The sequence below is a fragment of the Sphingobium sp. YR768 genome, from assembly GCF_900111125.1.
Taxonomy (GTDB): domain Bacteria; phylum Pseudomonadota; class Alphaproteobacteria; order Sphingomonadales; family Sphingomonadaceae; genus Sphingobium.
On sequence record NZ_FOGE01000004.1, the window covers coordinates 239,485 to 256,760 of the forward strand.

Sequence of the window (17,276 nt, forward strand, 5' to 3'; positions counted from 1 at the left end):
TGGTCGCAAAGCAACAGAATATCGGGGAATTACCTTGTCCAAATTCACTTTCGGACGGTCGGCGCTGCTGCTGACCACGGCTTTTGGCGCGCTGACCGGCGTTGCCCATGCGCAGGACGCAGGCGCCAATGCCGCCGATGATGGCGCGCTGGGCGAAATCGTCGTCACCGCCGAACGCCGTTCCGAAAATCTCCAGAAGGTGCCGGTTTCGGTCGGCGTCGTGCAGGGCGATGCGCTGCGCAACCTGACCGCCGGCGGCGGCGACATTCTCGAACTCGCCGCCCGCGTGCCCGGCCTCTATGCCGAAACCACCACCGGCCGCATCTTCCCGCGCTTCTACATTCGTGGCCTCGGCAATATCGACTTCTATCTCGGCGCGTCGCAGCCGGTGTCGATCATCCAGGACGATGTCGTGCTGGAGCATGTCGTGCTGAAGTCGAACCCCGTGTTCGACGTCAATCAGGTGGAAGTGCTGCGCGGCCCGCAGGGTTCGCTGTTCGGCCGCAATACCACGGCGGGCATCATCAAGTTCGACACCAACCGTCCGACCATGGACTGGCAGGGTCGCGCCCAGGCCAGCTATGGCAGCTACAACACCGTCACCTTCGACGGCGGCATCGGCGGCCCGATCGTCGCGGACAAGCTCGCCTTCCGCGTCTCGGCCCTTTACCAGCATCGCGACGACTGGGTCGACAACACCTATGAAGGCCCCAGCGCCGACGGCACCGTGTCGCCGAAGAAGGACGCGATGGGCGGCTATAATGAGAAGGACGTGCGCCTTCAGCTGCTGATGACGCCGACCGAAAATGTCTCGATGCTGACCAGCGTCCATGCCCGCGACTATGACGGCACCTCGACCATCTTCCACCGCGCCGGCCTGACCAAGGGCAGCAACAGCGTGGCGGGCGAACCCCGTTCGAAGATCGCCCTCGACGAAGCGATGAACAACCCGCAAGCCTACAAGACCTATGGCGCGTCGGAAAACATCGCGATCGACATGGGCCCCGTCACCCTGACCTCGATCACCGCCTATGAAACTACCAGCGGCTACAGCCGTGGCGATACGGACGGCGGTGCAGGTGCTGACTATCCGGTGGCCGGTGTGGCGAACGGCTTCGGCCAGAGCCAGGGCAATGTTCGCGATCTCGACCAGCTCAGCCAGGAAGTCCGCCTCGCCAGCAACGGCGACAGCGCCTTCAAATGGCAGGTCGGCGGCATGTATTTCGACAGCCGTGACACCACCGACTTCTATCAGCGCGCCTATTTCCTGACGACGGCCGCGCATAACCCCAACAATTGGGTGCGCCTGCGCAACAAGAATGAAAGCTGGGGCCTGTTCGGTCAGGCCAGCTATGAAGTCGTCCCCGGCTTCACCATCACCGCCGGCGGCCGCTACACCAAGGATACGAAGGAAACCCGTCTGGTCCGCGCCACCGCCAATGCGGCGGGCGTATCGACCTACACTGGCCGTCGCTATGTGAAGCTGACCGGCAAGGAACCCAGCTGGGACGTCAGCGCCCTGTATGAAGTGACCCCCGAAGTCAGCCTCTATGCCCGCGTCGCGCGCGGCTTCCGTGGCCCGACCATTCAGGGTCGCTCGGCCGTGTTCAACAGCGACTTTACCACGGCGGATTCGGAAACGATCATGTCCTATGAAGGCGGCATCAAGACCAGCCTGCTGGGCAATCGCCTGCGCTTCAACCTGTCGGGCTTCGCCTGGAAGGTGAAGGATATTCAGCTGAACGGCAATGACGTGAACGGCAACGGCGTCCTGTTCAACGCCGACGCGGCCAAGGCCTATGGCCTGGAAGCCGATCTGGAAGCCCGTCCGTTCGAAAACCTCACTCTGTCGGCCGGCCTCAGCCTGCTGCACAGCGAGATAAACGACAAGAATGTCTATGCGCAGGTCTGCACGCTGAACGGCGTGGTCGTCTGCACCGTGGAAGACCCGACCGTCACCAATTCGCGCGGCGTCTTCGCCCAGATCGACGGCAACCCGTTGCCCAACGCGCCGAAATATACGGCCAACATCGCGGCCCGCTACGACGTGCCGCTGGGCAATGGCGGCAAGCTGTTCGCGGCGACCGACTGGAATATTCAGGGCTACACCAACTTCGTCCTCTACAAGACGAAGGAGTTCTACTCGAAGGGTGACTTCGAAGGTGGCCTGAAGATCGGCTATACCGCCCCGGACGGCAAATATGAGATCGCTGCCTTCGCCCGTAACATCACGGGTGAGAAGAATATGAAGGGCGTGATCGAAAATTACATGGCGCCGGTGTTCAACGAACCCCGCATCATCGGCGTGTCGCTCAGCGGCAAGCTGTAAGAATAAGGGTATTCGGCCCCATGCGCAGCATGGGGTGAGCCAGAAAAAGGGCGCGCCATCCATTGGGTGGCGCGCCCTTTGCATGTCAGCTTGGCTTGGTGGTGGGTATCGCTTCCGTCCAGTCCGGGCTGCGCGGCATCACGCGTCCCATGGTCCAGTTTGATTCCAGCCGCACCAAGGGATTGGGCGCGCACCATATCTCGCCGCTGTCGCTCAGACCCGTCACCCAGATCAGATTATGCTCCTGCCCATAGTCGATGACGGCGAAGGCATAACCCTTGCCCTTGCCTTCGATGGTGACGGGCAAGGGCGGTTCGAGCTGCGTGAAGGCCATGGGTGAACTCCGGCTGGGGGTGCCGGACATAATGCGGCGCGAGAAACGGGGTTCCCGTCTCACGCACCGCCTTGATCCGTATCAATCACTTAATCCTCCCCATGCGCAGCATGGGGAGGGGGACCAGCCGAAGGCTGGTGGAGGGCAATGCGCAACAGCAGTGTAAAATCTGCCGCCCCACCGCATCGAAATCCCTGAAAATATCCACAGCCCGAACCCGCAGCACGCGATACCCTTGCGCCTGCAACCACGCATCCCGCCGCGCATCATGCGCGACCTGTTCGGCGAAGTCATGGCCGCCGCCATCCACCTCGATCGCCAGCCGCGCCGAAGGGCAATAGAAATCCAATATATAGGGCCCGGCCGGATGCTGTCGCCGGAACTTCAATCCGTCCGGCCTGCCGCGCAGCCACTGCCACAACGCCACTTCGGGCGTAGAGAGGGCGCGGTGTAGCTTGCGCGCCTTCTCTACGGTTTCGCGTTTCGGGGGCATTGCGCATTTCCCCTCCACCGGCTTCGCCGGTCCCCCTCCCCAAGCAAGCTTGGGGAGGAATAAGGCAGGCTCACGCCCCTTCGAGCAGCTTTTCGCGCTTGATCTTCTCCTGCCACACCAGCGGGGCGAGGCGGTGGACATTCTGACCTTCGCTATCCACGGCCACGGTGACGGGCATGTCCTCCACCGTGAATTCGTAAATGGCTTCCATGCCCAGATCCTCAAAGCCCACGACTTTGGCTTCCTTGATCGCGCGCGCGACCAGATAGGCCGCGCCGCCGACCGCCATCAGATAGGCGCTCTTGTGCGTCTTGATGCTCTCGGTGGCGGCCGGGCCGCGCTCGGCCTTGCCGACGCAGGCGGCCAGCCCCTGTTCCAGCATCATGTCCATGAAACTGTCCATGCGGGTCGCGGTCGTCGGGCCAGCCGGGCCGACCACTTCGTCGCGCACCGGATCGACCGGGCCGACATAGTAAATCACGCGGCCCTTGAAATCGACCGGCAGGGTCTCGCCCTTGGCCAGCATATCCTTGATCCGCTTGTGCGCGGCGTCGCGGCCGGTCAGCATCTTGCCGTTCAGCAACAGCCGGTCGCCATGCTTCCAGCTTTGCACCACGTCCGGCGTCAGATTGTCGAGATCGACCTTGATCGCTTCCTTGCTGGGCTTCCAGTCGACCTGCGGCCATTCGGACAGCTTGGGCGTCTCCAGATAGGCCGGACCTGCCCCGTCCAGCGTGAAATGCGCATGGCGCGTGGCGGCACAGTTCGGGATCATCGCCACCGGCTTACCCGCCGCATGGCAGGGATAGTCGTGGATCTTGATGTCGAGAACGGTGGCCAGGCCACCCAGACCCTGCGCGCCGATGCCCAGCGCATTGACCTTGTCGAAAATCTCGATCCGCAGTTCCTCGATCTTGTTCTGCGGGCCGCGCGCCTTCAGTTCGCCCATGTCGATCGGGTCCATCAGGCTTTCCTTGGCCAGCGCCACGGCCTTTTCCGCTGTGCCGCCGATGCCGATGCCCAGCATGCCGGGCGGGCACCAGCCCGCGCCCATCTGCGGCACCATCTCCAGCACCCAGTCGACGATCGAATCGCTGGGGTTCATCATCTTGAACTTGGTCTTGTTCTCGGAGCCGCCGCCCTTGGCCGCGACGTCGATCACGACCTTGTTGCCCGGCACCATCTCCACGTTCAGCACGCAGGGCGTGTTGTCCTTGGTGTTCTGGCGGCTGAAGGCGGGGTCTTTCAGGATCGACGCGCGCAGACGGTTTTCGGGGTTGAGATAGGCCTTGCGAACGCCCTCATCGATCACGTCCTGCATCGACCGGCTGTTATCGTCCAGACGGCAGTCCATGCCCCACTTCACGAAGACATTGACGATGCCGGTGTCCTGGCAGATCGGCCGGTGGCCTTCGGCGCACATGCGGCTGTTGGTCAGGATCTGGGCGATGGCGTCCTTGGCCGCCGGATTGGCTTCGGCCTCATAAGCGGTGCCCAATGCCCGGATATAATCCATCGGATGATAGTAACTGATGAACTGGAGCGCGTCGGCGACGCTCTCGATGAGGTCGGCGGTCTTGATGACGGTCATCTACCCTGGTCCCTATATTGCGGCCCGCCTGTGGCGGGTCCCTGCAAGGGCGGGCTATAGGCCTTTGAGGGGATGAGTCCAGCCGTTGGGGCCGGGCGGGCTAGGCCGGGTGAGAAAAGCTTTGCGCCTCTTGCGCAGGCGTGATTTAGTCAGTCGTCGCTTATATCCTTCCTCCTGATATGAAGGCGGAGGGTGGTATAGGCAGTCGGCATTGCGTAGATGCTAAATGATGAAGTTAAACTGTAGAGAGATTTGATGTTCAAGAAAGAGAATCAGTTTTTGTTCGGTCTTGATACGTCTATTCCGGGTAGTTATTCATATGATACGGAAGATCTTCTGTATCATGCTGGAGGTAACACCGGCAATTTTGCTTTTCATTATGGCATTGTCAAAGAAATCGAACTCGCCAAGCGAGTGGCCTGGGTTGATCCCGTCGATGTGATCAATTCTGCCGGAAATGTCGGGATCGTGCCGGTCGCTAATCAGGTCGGGCCGCATGTTGACATGCAGCAATTCGCAAAGATTTTTGAACAATTGACCTCGCGTTTCGTCGCTATCGGTCTTGGTGCGCAAAGTGACATGCTGGGCAGGATTGGCAGCGTGCCGCCTGGGACCGTTGCCTGGTTGCGGGCAATGATCGATCGCGCGCCGACAAATGCGCCCAATGTGACCGTGCGGGGTGAATTCACCGCCCGGGTGATGGAAGGGTTGGGATTTGGCGATAATATCGAAATCCTCGGCTGTCCGTCGCATTTCATAAATCCCAACCCTGAACTGGGTAAGGAACTTGCCAAGCGGTCGAAGCTGCCGATCAGGCGCATCGCGGTTTGCGCCGGGCATTCGGGATGGACCGGACTGGCGAAGTTGGAGCAGTCGCTCGCTCGTCTCGTCACTGTCACCAATGGCGCCTATATCGCGCAGAGCGATTTGCCGATGGTGCAATTGCTCCGCGGCCGTAATGAAATGTCGCATGACGAATTGAGGCGGCTTCGCGATTATATTCTGCCTGAGCTAGAAATGGGCGAATTGCTGCTATGGGCTCGCCGGTTCGGTAATGTATTCTGCGATGTCGATCATTGGATGGAACAATATCGGCGCTATGATTTTGTGATCGGCGTACGAATACATGGTGTGATGCTTGCTTTGCAGGCCGGGGTGCCGGCGGTGTGCATCGTGCATGATGGACGTACGCTTGAACTGTGTCAGACCATGAAAATCCCCTATATTCTGGCTAGCGACTATGTCGACGGTCTGACGCGAGCGGAGATACCGGCGTTGCTGGATGTGGACTGGGCGGAATATGATCGGAACCGTGCTACGCTCGCGCGCCGATATGGGGATTTCCTGCAACGCAACAATCTGGTCATGACCAGCCATATGAAGACTTTGTTGGAGGCCATGTCTGCGCGGCAGGAAGTGGCCTGATCGCCAATCCACCCGTCGGCCGACCGACACGCTCTGCCGCTTCATGCGGGGAGAAAATAGATAGCTGTTGGGGGGACTTCTGGTCCGCCCCCCGATAGGGGAATAGGGGAGGGCATGATGGAAAAAGCGCAAGCGACGCACAATATTTTGCAGGTGCATGAAGCCACGAACTATTATGATCATGCCGCAAAGCCGGAACTGTTGGCCCAGTTCTGGGGCGATCATACGCCCTTCGTACGGTTCTTTGCGCGTCTGCGCTGCGACGTGGTGCTCGAACTGGCGGCCGGCCATGGGCGCCATGTCCCGCAATATAGGGACAAGGCTTCCCGGATCACGCTTGTCGATGCACTGGAGCAGAATATTGTCCGTTGCCGCGAAAGGTTCGATGGGGACGGAAAGATCGACTATTATGCCAATAATGGTGTCGACCTGTCTGCATTGGATGACTCGGTCTATGACAGCGTCTTTTCCTACGATGCCATGGTCCATTTTGAACTGGTCGACATCTGGGGCTATCTTCAGGAAACCCGCCGGGTGCTTCAGCCTGGCGGTCTGGCCCTGTTCCATCACTCCAATTACAGCCTCTATCCGACCAATATATGGACGGACAATCCGCAGAACCGCAACTTCATGTCGAACGCCATCTTCACCCATATGGCGGATCGCGCCGGGTTGAAGGTGGTCGATCAGATCGCGATGGAGTGGGGACGGGTGAAGGATCTGGACGGGCTCACCTTGCTTCAACGCCCCCCGCTATGAAGCATGGTCGCCCGTCACTATTGCATGTCATGCCATGGCGATGGCGTTGATCTTGCGCGCGCAGGCCAGGATGCGGTCTTTCACCGGCGCGGGATTCAGGAACAGATGATGGTCCTGTTCCGTCGTGAATTCACGGCGGACGGTGCCGTCAGGCCCCAGCAGGGAATCGAATTCCTCGATATAGGCGATGCCCATATCCGCACAGGCTGATTCCATCAGGCGATTGAAATAACGGGATTGTTCGGTGCGTTCCAGCATGTCGGGATAGTCCAGCGAACGAAGCTGATCGCGTAGCGTCGTCACATCATGCCGATCATTGAGCTCGGCGATATGGGCGTGGGTATAGCCATCGCGCACGGTCGCATCGTCCAGCACCGGCGGCAGCGCGGACATCACGATGATGCGCCCCGCTGATCGGGTACGACATTCGCGCAGGAACAGCGTATATTTCTCCACCGTCTCTTCGATGAAGCTGCGATGTTGGGCGGGATCATAGGCTGTCACGCCATCCCGGATACGCTTCATGTCGAACACGAATTCGATATCCACTTGGCCGAACTGAAACACGATCGGGCGATGGGTGAGCGCCCGTCCGAAAGTCGCTAGGCGGTTGAAGATCAGTCGCCTGTGGCCGCCGCGAGAATCGGGGTTGCTCAGGCCGCGCGCTGATCCGGCCAGGCACAACATGGGCGCCGGCAGGATGCCGCCCTTCAGCATCGTGTTGGCGTCGTGGAGAAAGGCCGAGTGGCTGTCGCCGATGATCAGCGCAGGCATATAATCCACGCCGCCGCCCAGCAAGTCCATCAGCGGGCCGGGCGTGTGGCTTGGCGGCAGGTTGCGAACATGGTTGACCGTGCTCGCCAATATGCAGCGCGCCAGCAATTGCCCCCATGAATGGGCCCATTCGTTCGCGCGCAGGGCCTGAATTTGCGGTGCACTCAATGTGAAGCCGGGCGAACGCCCCTCATGCAGTCCATGGGCCGCGAAATGCATGGTCGCCGACGGGACATCCATCCCCTGGAGGTCGGCATGTATATCCTTGTACCGAGCGCCATCGAAGCCATATTCTTTGAAGATGTCGGCCAGAACGTCGGGAGATGGCAAATCCTGAGGCGAAAGAACAACGTCCTTCGCCAAATCGTTATCCGTACTCATTATCGCGTCTTTGTCCCTTTTCCCTTAAGGCCTAAGGGGCAATCCGGGGAGGGGCAAGGGGGAATTGACGGGCCGTGTTGCGCTATTGGCAGCGCATTAATCGGCCAGCCTATCCTTTGCGAAGGGGAACATGTGCCACCAGGGCTGCTTCTCCTCCAGCACCCGCGCAACGCTCGGCCGCGCCTCCAGCCGGTCCAGATAGGCGCCCAGCGTCGGGAAACCGGCGCGCATCGGCACGATCCTGTCGGCGTAGAAGAGCGACGGCGCGGCGGCGCAATCCGCCAGGCTGAATGTCTCGCCCGCGGCCCAGCGCCGCCCGGCCAGCCGCGCGTCGAGCAGGGCATAGGCCTTGGCCAGCAGCGTCCGCGCGGCGGCCACGCCATGGGGATCGCGCGCTTCCTCCGGGCGCAACCGGTCGCCGACCATCGTCTGCACCGGCGTCATCACATAATTGTCGAACATCCGGTCGAGCAGCCGCACCTCCAGCGCGCTGTCCGGATCGGCCGGGATGGGGCGGAAGGTGCCCGGTTCATGCCGGGCCAGATATTCCACGATGATGCTCGCTTCACCCACGGTCGCGTCCCGCGCCGGATCGTGCAGCACGGGGAAGCGCCCGATCGGCCATAGCGCGCTCCATTCCTGCGCCACCGCCGCATCCTCCAGCAGGCGGGGGACGAAGGGCACGCCATTTTCGTAAAAGGCGATCAGCACCTTCCAGCAATAGGAGGAGAGGGGGTGATAATAGAGGATCATGGCGTCGCTCTCCTTGCAGGGCGGGCGCGGGCGCTCCCGCCCCGCACTCCTGACCGACATGAAGCCTATCCTGATCGATCGGCCGCCTCAACATATGGGGTGTGATTCGGCTATCCTGCGCAATGGGGAGGGACATGGCTCCACCGCCGTCGATGACCGATTTTTCCCACCCCACGCATTTGCGTGGCAAGGTAATTTTATTTTTATTTCTGAAATCGGGCACTTGTCTTTTTCGGGGGCGGGAGAAGTCCGTGCGTCGCCCCCAAATAGGGGGTCGGGCCGACGATGAATGGAATCGGATCAGCGACGAACAGAGTCCCCGAACTGTAATTTACCCTCTTGTGTCTGAAAGCGGCTATGGCACTATCTGTGGTATCGGGTTAACAGGGGTCACCCAACAGATTGTGATCACATCGCTGGACTGGTTTCCAGCGACAGGGCGCTTTTGTCCATGCGATCCGCTCGGTTGGGCCCTTTCCCGTCCCCGGCACGGTCCGGTTCATGCTAGGATGCGCGGCTGACGCGACCCGCTTGACCGAATCGAACGGAACAGGAACATTCGGGGGCTCGCATGGATTTTAGAGATAGTGGACAAGGTGGCGACGTGGCGACTGTGATGGACGATCTGTTGGAAGATGCGAAGGTGGAGGCGCTGCTCGCGGCGGCTTCTGTGCCTGCTCCGGAGAAGGTGGAGCCCATGACCTCCTCGACCGTGCTGGCGCGCCGTTTCCCGGTCACGACGGATACGTCGCGCGATGCGCTGCTGACCGAATTCGGCAAGGACACGCTGAACGACCGCTATCTGCTGCCCGGTGAGAATTATCAGGATCTCTTCGCGCGCGTCGCTGCCGCCTATTCCGATGATGCGGACCATGCGCAGCGCGTTTACGACTATATCTCGAAACTCTGGTTCATGCCCGCAACGCCCGTCCTGTCGAACGGCGGCACCGGTCGCGGCCTGCCGATCAGCTGCTATCTGAACAGCGTGGACGACAGTCTGGAAGGCATCGTCAACACCTGGAACGAGAATGTCTGGCTCGCTTCGCGCGGCGGCGGCATCGGCACCTATTGGGGCAATGTGCGCGGCATTGGCGAACCGGTCGGCCTCAACGGCAAGACCAGCGGCATCATCCCCTTCGTCCGCGTGATGGACAGCCTCACCCTCGCGATCAGCCAGGGCAGCCTGCGTCGTGGTTCGGCCGCCTGCTATCTCGACGTGTCGCATCCGGAGATCGAGGAATTCCTCGAAGTCCGCAACACCACCGGCGACTTCAACCGCAAGGCGCTGAACCTCCATCACGGCGTTCTCATCACCGACGCCTTCATGGAAGCGGTGCGCGCCAATGACGAATGGAACCTGACCTCGCCCAAGGACGGGTCGGTCCGTGCCACCGTCAACGCCCGTTCGCTGTTCCAGAAAATCGTGGAAACGCGCCTGCGCACCGGCGAGCCCTATATCGTGTTCAACGACACGGTGAACCGCATGATGCCCAAGCATCACCGCGATCTGGGCCTGAAAGTGTCGACCTCGAACCTCTGCTCGGAAATCACCCTGCCGACTGGTTTCGACCATCTGGGCAACGACCGCACGGCCGTCTGCTGCCTGTCGTCGATGAACCTGGAAACCTGGGACGAGTGGAAGGATCACCCGACCTTCGCGGAAGACATCATGCGCTTCCTCGACAATGTGCTTCAGGACTATATTGACCGCGCCCCGCCGGAAATGGCCCGCGCCAAATATAGCGCCACCCGCGAACGCTCGGTGGGCCTGGGCGTCATGGGCTTCCACAGCTTCCTTCAGGCGCGTGGGCTTCCCTTCGAAGGCGCCATGGCCAAATCCTGGAACCTGCGCATCTTCAAGCATATCAATGCCAAGGTGAACGAAGCCTCGATGCTGCTGGCGCAGGAGCGCGGCCCGTGCCCCGACGCCGCCGACATGGGCGTGATGGAACGGTTCAGCTGCAAGATGGCGATCGCGCCCACCGCGTCGATTTCCATCATCTGCGGCGGCACCTCGGCCTGTATCGAACCGATCCCGGCGAACATCTACACGCACAAGACGCTGTCGGGCAGCTTCTCGGTCAAGAATCCCTATCTGGAAAAGCTGCTGGTGGCCAAGGCCAAGGACAGCAGCGCGGTGTGGAACTCGATCCTGGAGCGGGGCGGCTCGGTCCAGCATCTCGACTTCCTGACCCAGGAAGAAAAGGACACGTTCAAGACCAGCTTCGAAATCGACCAGCGCTGGCTGCTCGAACTCGCGGCCGACCGCACGCCCTATATCGATCAGGCCCAGTCGCTGAACCTGTTCATCCCGGCGGACGTCGAAAAGTGGGATCTGCTGATGCTCCACTTCCGCGCCTGGGAACTGGGCATCAAGTCGCTCTATTATCTGCGCTCCAAGTCGGTCCAGCGCGCGGGCTTTGCGGGCAGCGGCGGCGTGGAAGCCGACAACACGATCGACGCCCCCAAGTTCGAGATCGGCGAGACCACCGACTATGACGAGTGCCTGGCCTGTCAGTGACTTTAATCCCTCTCCCAACGGAAGAGGGATAATAGATGTCTTCGCTGCAAAATATGTGAGCCGATAGAACATGGACGTTGCGGCATGAGTGAGGAAGCGCCCGTCTGGCCCGCACGACGCCTGTTCGCCGTCGCGCAGCTAGTGGTTGTTGTGACATGCCTGTGCGTGATGATATTCTGCTCGGACCAGCAAGTCACCACTCTGGCGGTGCTCGCAATCCTGTTTGCCAACGCCATTCCGATGATCGTCTGGCCGGCCGAACTAGGCGTATTCCACCCGTTCGGGGTGCGTCTTGTCGGTATGATTTTTGTCGCTGCTGTCGCTTTCATATTCATCTCTGATTTTATCGAAATTCGCTAAAAAGGTTCGCCAAAATGCCCCTTCTTCAAGCCAGCAAGGTCTACAAGCCTTTCGAATATCCCTGGGCCTATGAATTCTGGAAGCGTCAGCAGCAGCTCCACTGGTTGCCCGAAGAAGTACCGCTGGGCGAGGATTGCCGGGACTGGGCGCAGAAGCTGTCCGACCATGAGCGCAACCTGCTGACCCAGATTTTCCGCTTCTTCACCCAGGCCGACGTGGAAGTGCAGGATTGCTACCACGAAAAATATGGCCGCGTGTTCAAGCCGACCGAAATCAAGATGATGCTGACCGCGTTCAGCAACATGGAAACGGTCCATATCGCCGCCTACTCGCATCTGCTCGACACGATCGGCATGCCCGAAAGCGAATATTCGGCCTTCCTCCAATATAAGGAGATGAAGGACAAGCATGACTATCTGGCGACCTTCGGCGTCGACAGCGATGAGGATATCGCCCGCACCCTCGCCATGTTCGGCGGCTTTACCGAAGGGCTCCAGCTCTTCGCCTCCTTCGCCATGCTGATGAACTTCCCGCGCTTCAACAAGATGAAGGGCATGGGCCAGATCGTCACCTGGTCGGTCCGCGACGAAACGCTGCATTGCGAGGGCATCATCAAGCTGTTCCACGCCTTCTGCGCCGAACGCCAGTGCCTGACCCCCGCGGTCAAGGACGACATCATGGACATGTGCCAGAAGACGGTGCGTATCGAGGACGCCTTCGTCGATCTCGTCTTCGAAATGGGTCCGGTCCCCGGCATGACGCCCAAGGACATCAAGAAATATGTCCGCTACATCGCCGACTGGCGCCTGGGCCAGCTGGGCCTCAAGCCCATCTACATGATCGACGAGCATCCGCTCCCCTGGCTGACCCCGCTGCTCAACGGCGTGGAACATGCCAACTTCTTCGAAACCCGCGCGACCGAATATTCGAAGGGCGCGACCCGTGGCCAGTGGAACGACGTCTGGGACGCCTTCGACCGCCGCCAGAAGGTGAAGGGCGGCGAAGCAGCCAACATCGACGCCGACCCGGACATGTTCAAGGCCGCGGGGATCGCGGCGGAGTAGGTTTCGGTAACTTTCTGGATCAATCCGCAATTGCGGATTGATCCAGAATCTCGCATCTGCCAAGATCCCTTTATGTTCCCGTCCACAGACCTGCCCGAAGCACATATCGACTTCCTCGCCAATGCGCAGGGAAAGCAATATGGCACGATCCTCGCTGACCCGCCGTGGCAGTTTCAAAACCGTACCGGTAAAGTCGCGCCCGAGCACAAGCGACTCAATCGTTATGGGACCATGACCTTGGAGGAGATCTGCGCTTTGCCGGTCGCCGACATAGCGGCGGAGCCATCGCATCTTTATCTTTGGGTTCCCAATGCTCTGCTACCTGAAGGGTTGCAGGTCATGAATGCATGGGGTTTCCGCTACATATCCAATCTTGTCTGGCATAAAATCCGCAAGGATGGTGGTTCTGATGGGCGAGGCGTCGGATTTTACTTTCGCAACGTCACCGAACTACTGCTCTTTGGCGTGCGTGGTAAAAATGCACGGACGCTTGGGCCCGGACGTAGTCAGGTCAATATGATCCAGACCCGTAAGCGCGAACATAGCCGTAAGCCCGATGAACAATATGAGATTATCGAGTCCTGCTCTTGGGGACCGCGTTTGGAAATGTTCAGCCGTGGTGCGCGTAAGGGATGGGATGTTTGGGGTAATCAAGCTGATGACAGCTATGCGCCAACATGGGATACTTATAGCTATAATAGTACTATGGCGGCGGAATAATCAGTCCTCGTCTGCTGCATTTTGGGCGTCGGCCACTTGCTCGGCGGTAGGCGGTCCATCATCGACATATAAGTCCGGTTTGATAGCAAATGTCAGGATCGGGCAACCGCCACCGCCGCCTCCTTCGATGCGCGGCCAAAGTTTTTCATGATGGGTGGTCGATGATCCGTAGGAAGAGCCTTTTCCGAGAAATTTGAAAATGGACTGCAATTCTGTTGAACGAGTTATAATGATACCGACATCAATTGCGCGAAGGTCAAAAAGCAACCGAAAATTGTTGAGATCCCTGTCGAAGAATGGATCTTTGTTGTTCCATTCCACTTCGAGCGCAACTCTGCCCTTGAGGCAATCAATCTTATGTGTAGGGCTCTCGAACAGGTCATCGTCAATCTTGATGGCCGTCTGAAACTGCTTTTCCTGCCATCCTCGGTCGTAAAAACCACCGTCAATTTGGTTGGCAATTGGTGATTTCCTACCGCCGGCGGCCTGGATTTCAGATCGTAAGAGTTGGAAGGCTCTTAACACATCAATAATATCTAGCCATTCGTCTGGGCAGGCGGTTGCCAGAACGCCGGTGGCATTTCGCCACTCTCGCACATGATAGAGTTGTTTCAGGTCGTCGGGTACGAGATGAATGGTCGACATTTATGCTTGGTGCCTGAGCATGACGTGAAACGCAATAAGTCCAGTTACCTCCATAACGGAGCTACTTCCCGCCAAAATGGCGGGACTCGCGCTATGCTCGCTGCATGACCGAGACATCTTCCATCCGTCACGCTTATGTCTGCAACGTCTGCGGCAGCGACAATGTCACGCGCGACGCCTGGGTGGCGTGGGACGTGGCGGCGCAGGACTGGGTGCTGGAGGCCACTTTCGACTATGCCTATTGCCATCGCTGTATGGGATCATCGCGGCTCGATCGGGTCGTGCTGACCAGTCCTGTAACCTTTGCCATGCCGGAGGCGGACAGGCCTGCATCGTCGGGGTGAGGCTAAATTAACCCCTCAGCCTTATCGTCCCGAACCATGCTCTTCGGTGTTCGCCTTCGTTCGCTCTTCACCAGTCGCTGGATGGCGTTGCTCTGGGCGATATTGGTGATCCTGACCGCGATCCAGTTCGTGGGACCGGGGGAAGATCATCAGGCGGGCGACAATGCGACCGCCGCCGATGGTCTCACCAATGATCAGCGGGAGGCGATCGCCAACGCGCTCTGACCCGCGCCCCACGCACATGTCCTACAGGGCGCCATCCGCTTATTCTCGCACCATCGCTGCGCCGCGATCCCGCGCAACGATATGACCGGAATAGGAAATATAATGCGCGATTTCACGGGACATATGCGAAGTTAAGCGCCGTATATCCTATTCCCGCCTTGTCCCCTCGCATCGGCCGATCGGCTGAGCGGAGGCTGAACGCGCGGTTTTGTTCCGTTCATGCAACATCCTGTAATGCTGCGGGTTGTATCGCCAGTGTTACAGATTTTGAGGGAAGGAGCCTCAGCCATGACGTTCAGTTTCAAACAGGCCATTGCCGCCCTGTCGCTCGGCGCGATGGCGCTGACCGGCCTTGCCGCCACGCCGGCCATGGCCCAGCCGGGCCGCGATGCGCGGGAACGCCAGCGCGATGTTCGGGACGCGCGCAGGGAATATCGCCGCGACGTGCAGGATGCCCGTCAGGATTATCGCCGCAACGTTCGAGAGGCGAATCGCAACTATCGCAACGACCGCCGCGATGATCGTCGCGACTGGCGCCAGGATCGTCGCGGCGACTATCGCCGTCCCGCGCCGCGCGTCGTCTATGGCTATGATTATAACCGCCCCGATCCGCGCTATGGCCGCTATTATCAGCCCAACCGCTATTATCGCGGCGGCTATGCCCCGATCCGTGTCGACCGCCGCACCCGCATCTATCGCGGCTATGACGATCGCTATTATTGCCGCCGTTCGGACGGCACGACCGGCCTGATCGTCGGCGCGGCGCTGGGTGGTCTGCTGGGCAGCCAGATCGATCGCGGCCAGTCGAACGTTGCGGGCATCCTGATCGGCGGCGGCGCCGGCGCGCTGCTGGGTCGGGAAATCGATCGCGGCGGGGTCAGCTGCCGCTAATACCAAATTGCATTGACAGGAACCTATAGCCAGTTGTTCCCCGGCGAAGGCCGGGGCCCAGTTCCGCGTTCAAAACTGGACCCCGGCGTTCGCCGGGGAACTGCCTTATGGGTCAGCATCATCGCATTCTGGTATAAGCTCCAGACCTGGGGCCGATCGATATTCAGAAGATGACGGAGCGAAAATGGTGGATTTTCGCGACCCTTGAAACGAGTCACGTGCCTCGTCCCAACATTTGCAGCCCGTCAGGGCTGAATGTCGATTGGGCCTAGCACCAGGGGTGGCGCCTGCCGTCCCACTCGCGGGCCAGTCCTTCGGCGACCAGTTGGTCCCCGATCGACTGGCCTTCGCGCGTCACGATGCGCAGCTTGCGGCCGTAACGATCGGTCCTGCGCCCTTCCACTTCCAGAGAAAAGGCCCCCGCATTCATCAGCCCCTGCAACCGGTCCGTAGCCCGCTTGCCCAGAGTGCCCTCCTCCTCGCAACGCGGCCCATGGGTTTCGGGCGTATCGATGTCGGCGATCCGGTATTTCTCGCCCCGGAACCAGAAAGTGTCGCCATCGACCACGCAATTCGTCCCGCCGCCTGAATGGCAATATCCGAAATCGGCGGACAGGCTATCGACGGCCACGCTTTGCGGCGCTGGCGTGCTACCGGGCAAGTCGATCCGCGCCATCCATCCCGGCCCATACCAGCCGAGCAACAGTCCCAGACATAATGTATAGATCAGCGCCGGGCCGCTGAATCCCGCCCTTTTCTGCCGCCCGCGCGCATATCCCTGTCTTGCCATCCCCCGGCTCTAGCGGGCGATAGGCAAACAGCGCGTTAAAGCCGCGCCACTTTATCCCCGATCCGGCGCATCCCCGATTTGACCCACATCAATGCCCCGCAGGCACGACACGCCATGCTGCCCCGGATCATCCGAAACGGAGCCGATAGCCATGAACGCCGCCGCCCCGCCCAGCCCTTATGTCCGCATCGGCGGTGAGCCGGCCGCCCGTGCACTCGCCAATCGCTTCTATGATCTGGTGGAGCAGGACCCGGCCTATGCGGCGTTGCGTGCCATCCACCCCGCCGACATGACCGCCGTGCGTCATGGCCTGACCCGCTTCCTGTGCGGCTGGCTGGGCGGCCCGCGCGACTGGTTCGAACGCGGGCCGTGCATCATGTCGCTGCACCGCGCCTTCCCGATTACCCCGGCGCTGGCCGATCAATGGGCCACCGCCATGGCCTGCGCCATTGCCGGAATGGAGGATATCGATCCCGCCATCGGCGACGCCATGGCGCAGGCGCTGGGTCATATGGCGCGCGGCATGATCAATTTCGGGCTGACAACCGCCAGCCCGGCCGCCGCCTAATCCTCGTCCTCTTCCTTGTCGGTCGGCCCGTAACTGTCCTCCTCATCATCCATCTGCGGCTCCCCGGCATAGGCATCCATGTCGATCCGGCCGGACCGGTTCATCGCCTCCATCTTCTCGACCAGATCCTCCGTGTCGTCAGGCATCACCTGCGCCACATTGGCCCGGCCGCCCCGCTCGCTATCCTCGCTCAGGTCCGTGGACCGGGCGCGCGCATCCTCCGCCATATCCTGCGCCTGGGTGCCGGCTTCGGCCTGTTCGCTATTCTCTTCAATCTCGCGGTCGGGGGTAGGGCGCGCCATGGCCATT

19 protein-coding genes are annotated in these 17,276 nt (G+C 60.3%); 11 read left to right on the plus strand and 8 right to left on the minus strand.

What is annotated here, in order from left to right; translation table 11 throughout:
- The first annotated feature begins 34 nt into the window (after positions 1–34).
- The gene (locus BMX92_RS08050; protein ID WP_093014602.1) at positions 35–2,329 is read left to right on the plus strand and encodes a TonB-dependent receptor; all 2,295 of its coding nucleotides are present in this window, start codon (positions 35–37) and stop codon (positions 2,327–2,329) included.
- A gap of 85 nt (positions 2,330–2,414) precedes the next feature.
- Here BMX92_RS08050 and BMX92_RS08055 read toward each other — a convergent pair whose 3' ends face one another.
- The 3 genes from BMX92_RS08055 to BMX92_RS08065 all read right to left on the minus strand — a co-directional run bounded on the left by BMX92_RS08055 (position 2,415) and on the right by BMX92_RS08065 (position 4,747).
- Positions 2,415–2,663 (minus strand): hypothetical protein, encoded by a 249-nt coding sequence (locus BMX92_RS08055; protein WP_093014606.1) that lies wholly within the window; start codon positions 2,661–2,663, stop codon positions 2,415–2,417.
- An 85-nt stretch (positions 2,664–2,748) separates the two neighbouring features.
- Positions 2,749–3,156, minus strand: a complete 408-nt coding sequence (locus BMX92_RS08060; RefSeq protein ID WP_177184962.1) for an endonuclease domain-containing protein — start codon at positions 3,154–3,156, stop codon at positions 2,749–2,751.
- A 70-nt stretch (positions 3,157–3,226) separates the two neighbouring features.
- Positions 3,227–4,747, minus strand: a complete 1,521-nt coding sequence (locus BMX92_RS08065) for a fumarate hydratase (protein ID WP_093014609.1) — start codon at positions 4,745–4,747, stop codon at positions 3,227–3,229.
- Positions 4,748–5,002: 255 nt separating this feature from the next.
- Between BMX92_RS08065 and BMX92_RS08070 the strand changes: the two genes are divergently transcribed.
- Positions 5,003–6,172: a polysaccharide pyruvyl transferase family protein gene (locus BMX92_RS08070; RefSeq protein ID WP_093014612.1), complete on the plus strand. Its 1,170-nt coding sequence runs from the start codon at positions 5,003–5,005 to the stop codon at positions 6,170–6,172.
- A gap of 114 nt (positions 6,173–6,286) precedes the next feature.
- Positions 6,287–6,931, plus strand: a complete 645-nt coding sequence (locus BMX92_RS08075) for a class I SAM-dependent methyltransferase (protein ID WP_093014615.1) — start codon at positions 6,287–6,289, stop codon at positions 6,929–6,931.
- Between the two features lie 27 nt (positions 6,932–6,958).
- Here the strand turns inward: BMX92_RS08075 and BMX92_RS08080 are convergent, their stop codons facing one another.
- Positions 6,959–8,086: a hypothetical protein gene (locus tag BMX92_RS08080; protein ID WP_093014618.1), complete on the minus strand. Its 1,128-nt coding sequence runs from the start codon at positions 8,084–8,086 to the stop codon at positions 6,959–6,961.
- 96 nt (positions 8,087–8,182) lie between these two features.
- Positions 8,183–8,839, minus strand: a complete 657-nt coding sequence (locus BMX92_RS08085; RefSeq protein ID WP_093014883.1) for a glutathione S-transferase family protein — start codon at positions 8,837–8,839, stop codon at positions 8,183–8,185.
- A gap of 616 nt (positions 8,840–9,455) precedes the next feature.
- Between BMX92_RS08085 and BMX92_RS08090 the strand changes: the two genes are divergently transcribed.
- The 4 genes from BMX92_RS08090 (at position 9,456) to BMX92_RS08105 (ending at position 13,504) form a co-directional block, all read left to right on the plus strand.
- Complete coding sequence (locus BMX92_RS08090; protein ID WP_371262297.1) at positions 9,456–11,360, plus strand: ribonucleoside-diphosphate reductase subunit alpha; 1,905 nt, start codon at positions 9,456–9,458, stop codon at positions 11,358–11,360.
- 84 nt (positions 11,361–11,444) lie between these two features.
- The gene (locus tag BMX92_RS08095; RefSeq protein ID WP_093014624.1) at positions 11,445–11,720 is read left to right on the plus strand and encodes a hypothetical protein; all 276 of its coding nucleotides are present in this window, start codon (positions 11,445–11,447) and stop codon (positions 11,718–11,720) included.
- Between the two features lie 14 nt (positions 11,721–11,734).
- Positions 11,735–12,784 (plus strand): ribonucleotide-diphosphate reductase subunit beta, encoded by a 1,050-nt coding sequence (locus tag BMX92_RS08100; protein WP_093014627.1) that lies wholly within the window; start codon positions 11,735–11,737, stop codon positions 12,782–12,784.
- A 72-nt stretch (positions 12,785–12,856) separates the two neighbouring features.
- Complete coding sequence (locus BMX92_RS08105) at positions 12,857–13,504, plus strand: MT-A70 family methyltransferase (protein WP_093014629.1); 648 nt, start codon at positions 12,857–12,859, stop codon at positions 13,502–13,504.
- Here BMX92_RS08105 and BMX92_RS08110 read toward each other — a convergent pair whose 3' ends face one another.
- A complete protein-coding gene (locus BMX92_RS08110; protein ID WP_093014632.1) occupies positions 13,505–14,149 on the minus strand; it encodes a BglII/BstYI family type II restriction endonuclease in 645 nt (214 codons plus the stop codon). It lies immediately after the preceding gene.
- A gap of 104 nt (positions 14,150–14,253) precedes the next feature.
- Here BMX92_RS08110 and BMX92_RS08115 point away from each other — a divergent pair, with 104 nt between their 5' ends.
- From BMX92_RS08115 to BMX92_RS08125, 3 genes are all read left to right on the plus strand, one after another.
- Positions 14,254–14,493, plus strand: coding sequence for a hypothetical protein (locus tag BMX92_RS08115; protein ID WP_093014635.1), 240 nt, complete (start codon positions 14,254–14,256; stop codon positions 14,491–14,493).
- Positions 14,494–14,529: 36 nt separating this feature from the next.
- Positions 14,530–14,718 (plus strand): hypothetical protein, encoded by a 189-nt coding sequence (locus BMX92_RS08120; RefSeq protein WP_093014638.1) that lies wholly within the window; start codon positions 14,530–14,532, stop codon positions 14,716–14,718.
- A 288-nt stretch (positions 14,719–15,006) separates the two neighbouring features.
- Positions 15,007–15,609, plus strand: a complete 603-nt coding sequence (locus BMX92_RS08125) for a glycine zipper 2TM domain-containing protein (RefSeq protein ID WP_093014641.1) — start codon at positions 15,007–15,009, stop codon at positions 15,607–15,609.
- Positions 15,610–15,877: 268 nt separating this feature from the next.
- Here BMX92_RS08125 and BMX92_RS08130 read toward each other — a convergent pair whose 3' ends face one another.
- The gene (locus BMX92_RS08130) at positions 15,878–16,399 is read right to left on the minus strand and encodes a thermonuclease family protein (RefSeq protein WP_093014644.1); all 522 of its coding nucleotides are present in this window, start codon (positions 16,397–16,399) and stop codon (positions 15,878–15,880) included.
- Positions 16,400–16,550: 151 nt separating this feature from the next.
- On the opposite strand from BMX92_RS08130, the gene BMX92_RS08135 reads away from it, so the two are divergent.
- Positions 16,551–16,967 carry a group II truncated hemoglobin gene (locus BMX92_RS08135; protein WP_093014647.1) on the plus strand — a complete coding sequence of 139 codons (417 nt, stop codon included), beginning with the start codon at positions 16,551–16,553 and terminating at the stop codon, positions 16,965–16,967.
- Here BMX92_RS08135 and BMX92_RS08140 read toward each other — a convergent pair.
- Positions 16,964–17,269: a hypothetical protein gene (locus tag BMX92_RS08140; RefSeq protein WP_093014886.1), complete on the minus strand. Its 306-nt coding sequence runs from the start codon at positions 17,267–17,269 to the stop codon at positions 16,964–16,966. The genes BMX92_RS08135 and BMX92_RS08140 overlap by 4 nt on opposite strands.
- Positions 17,270–17,276: the final 7 nt, after the last annotated feature.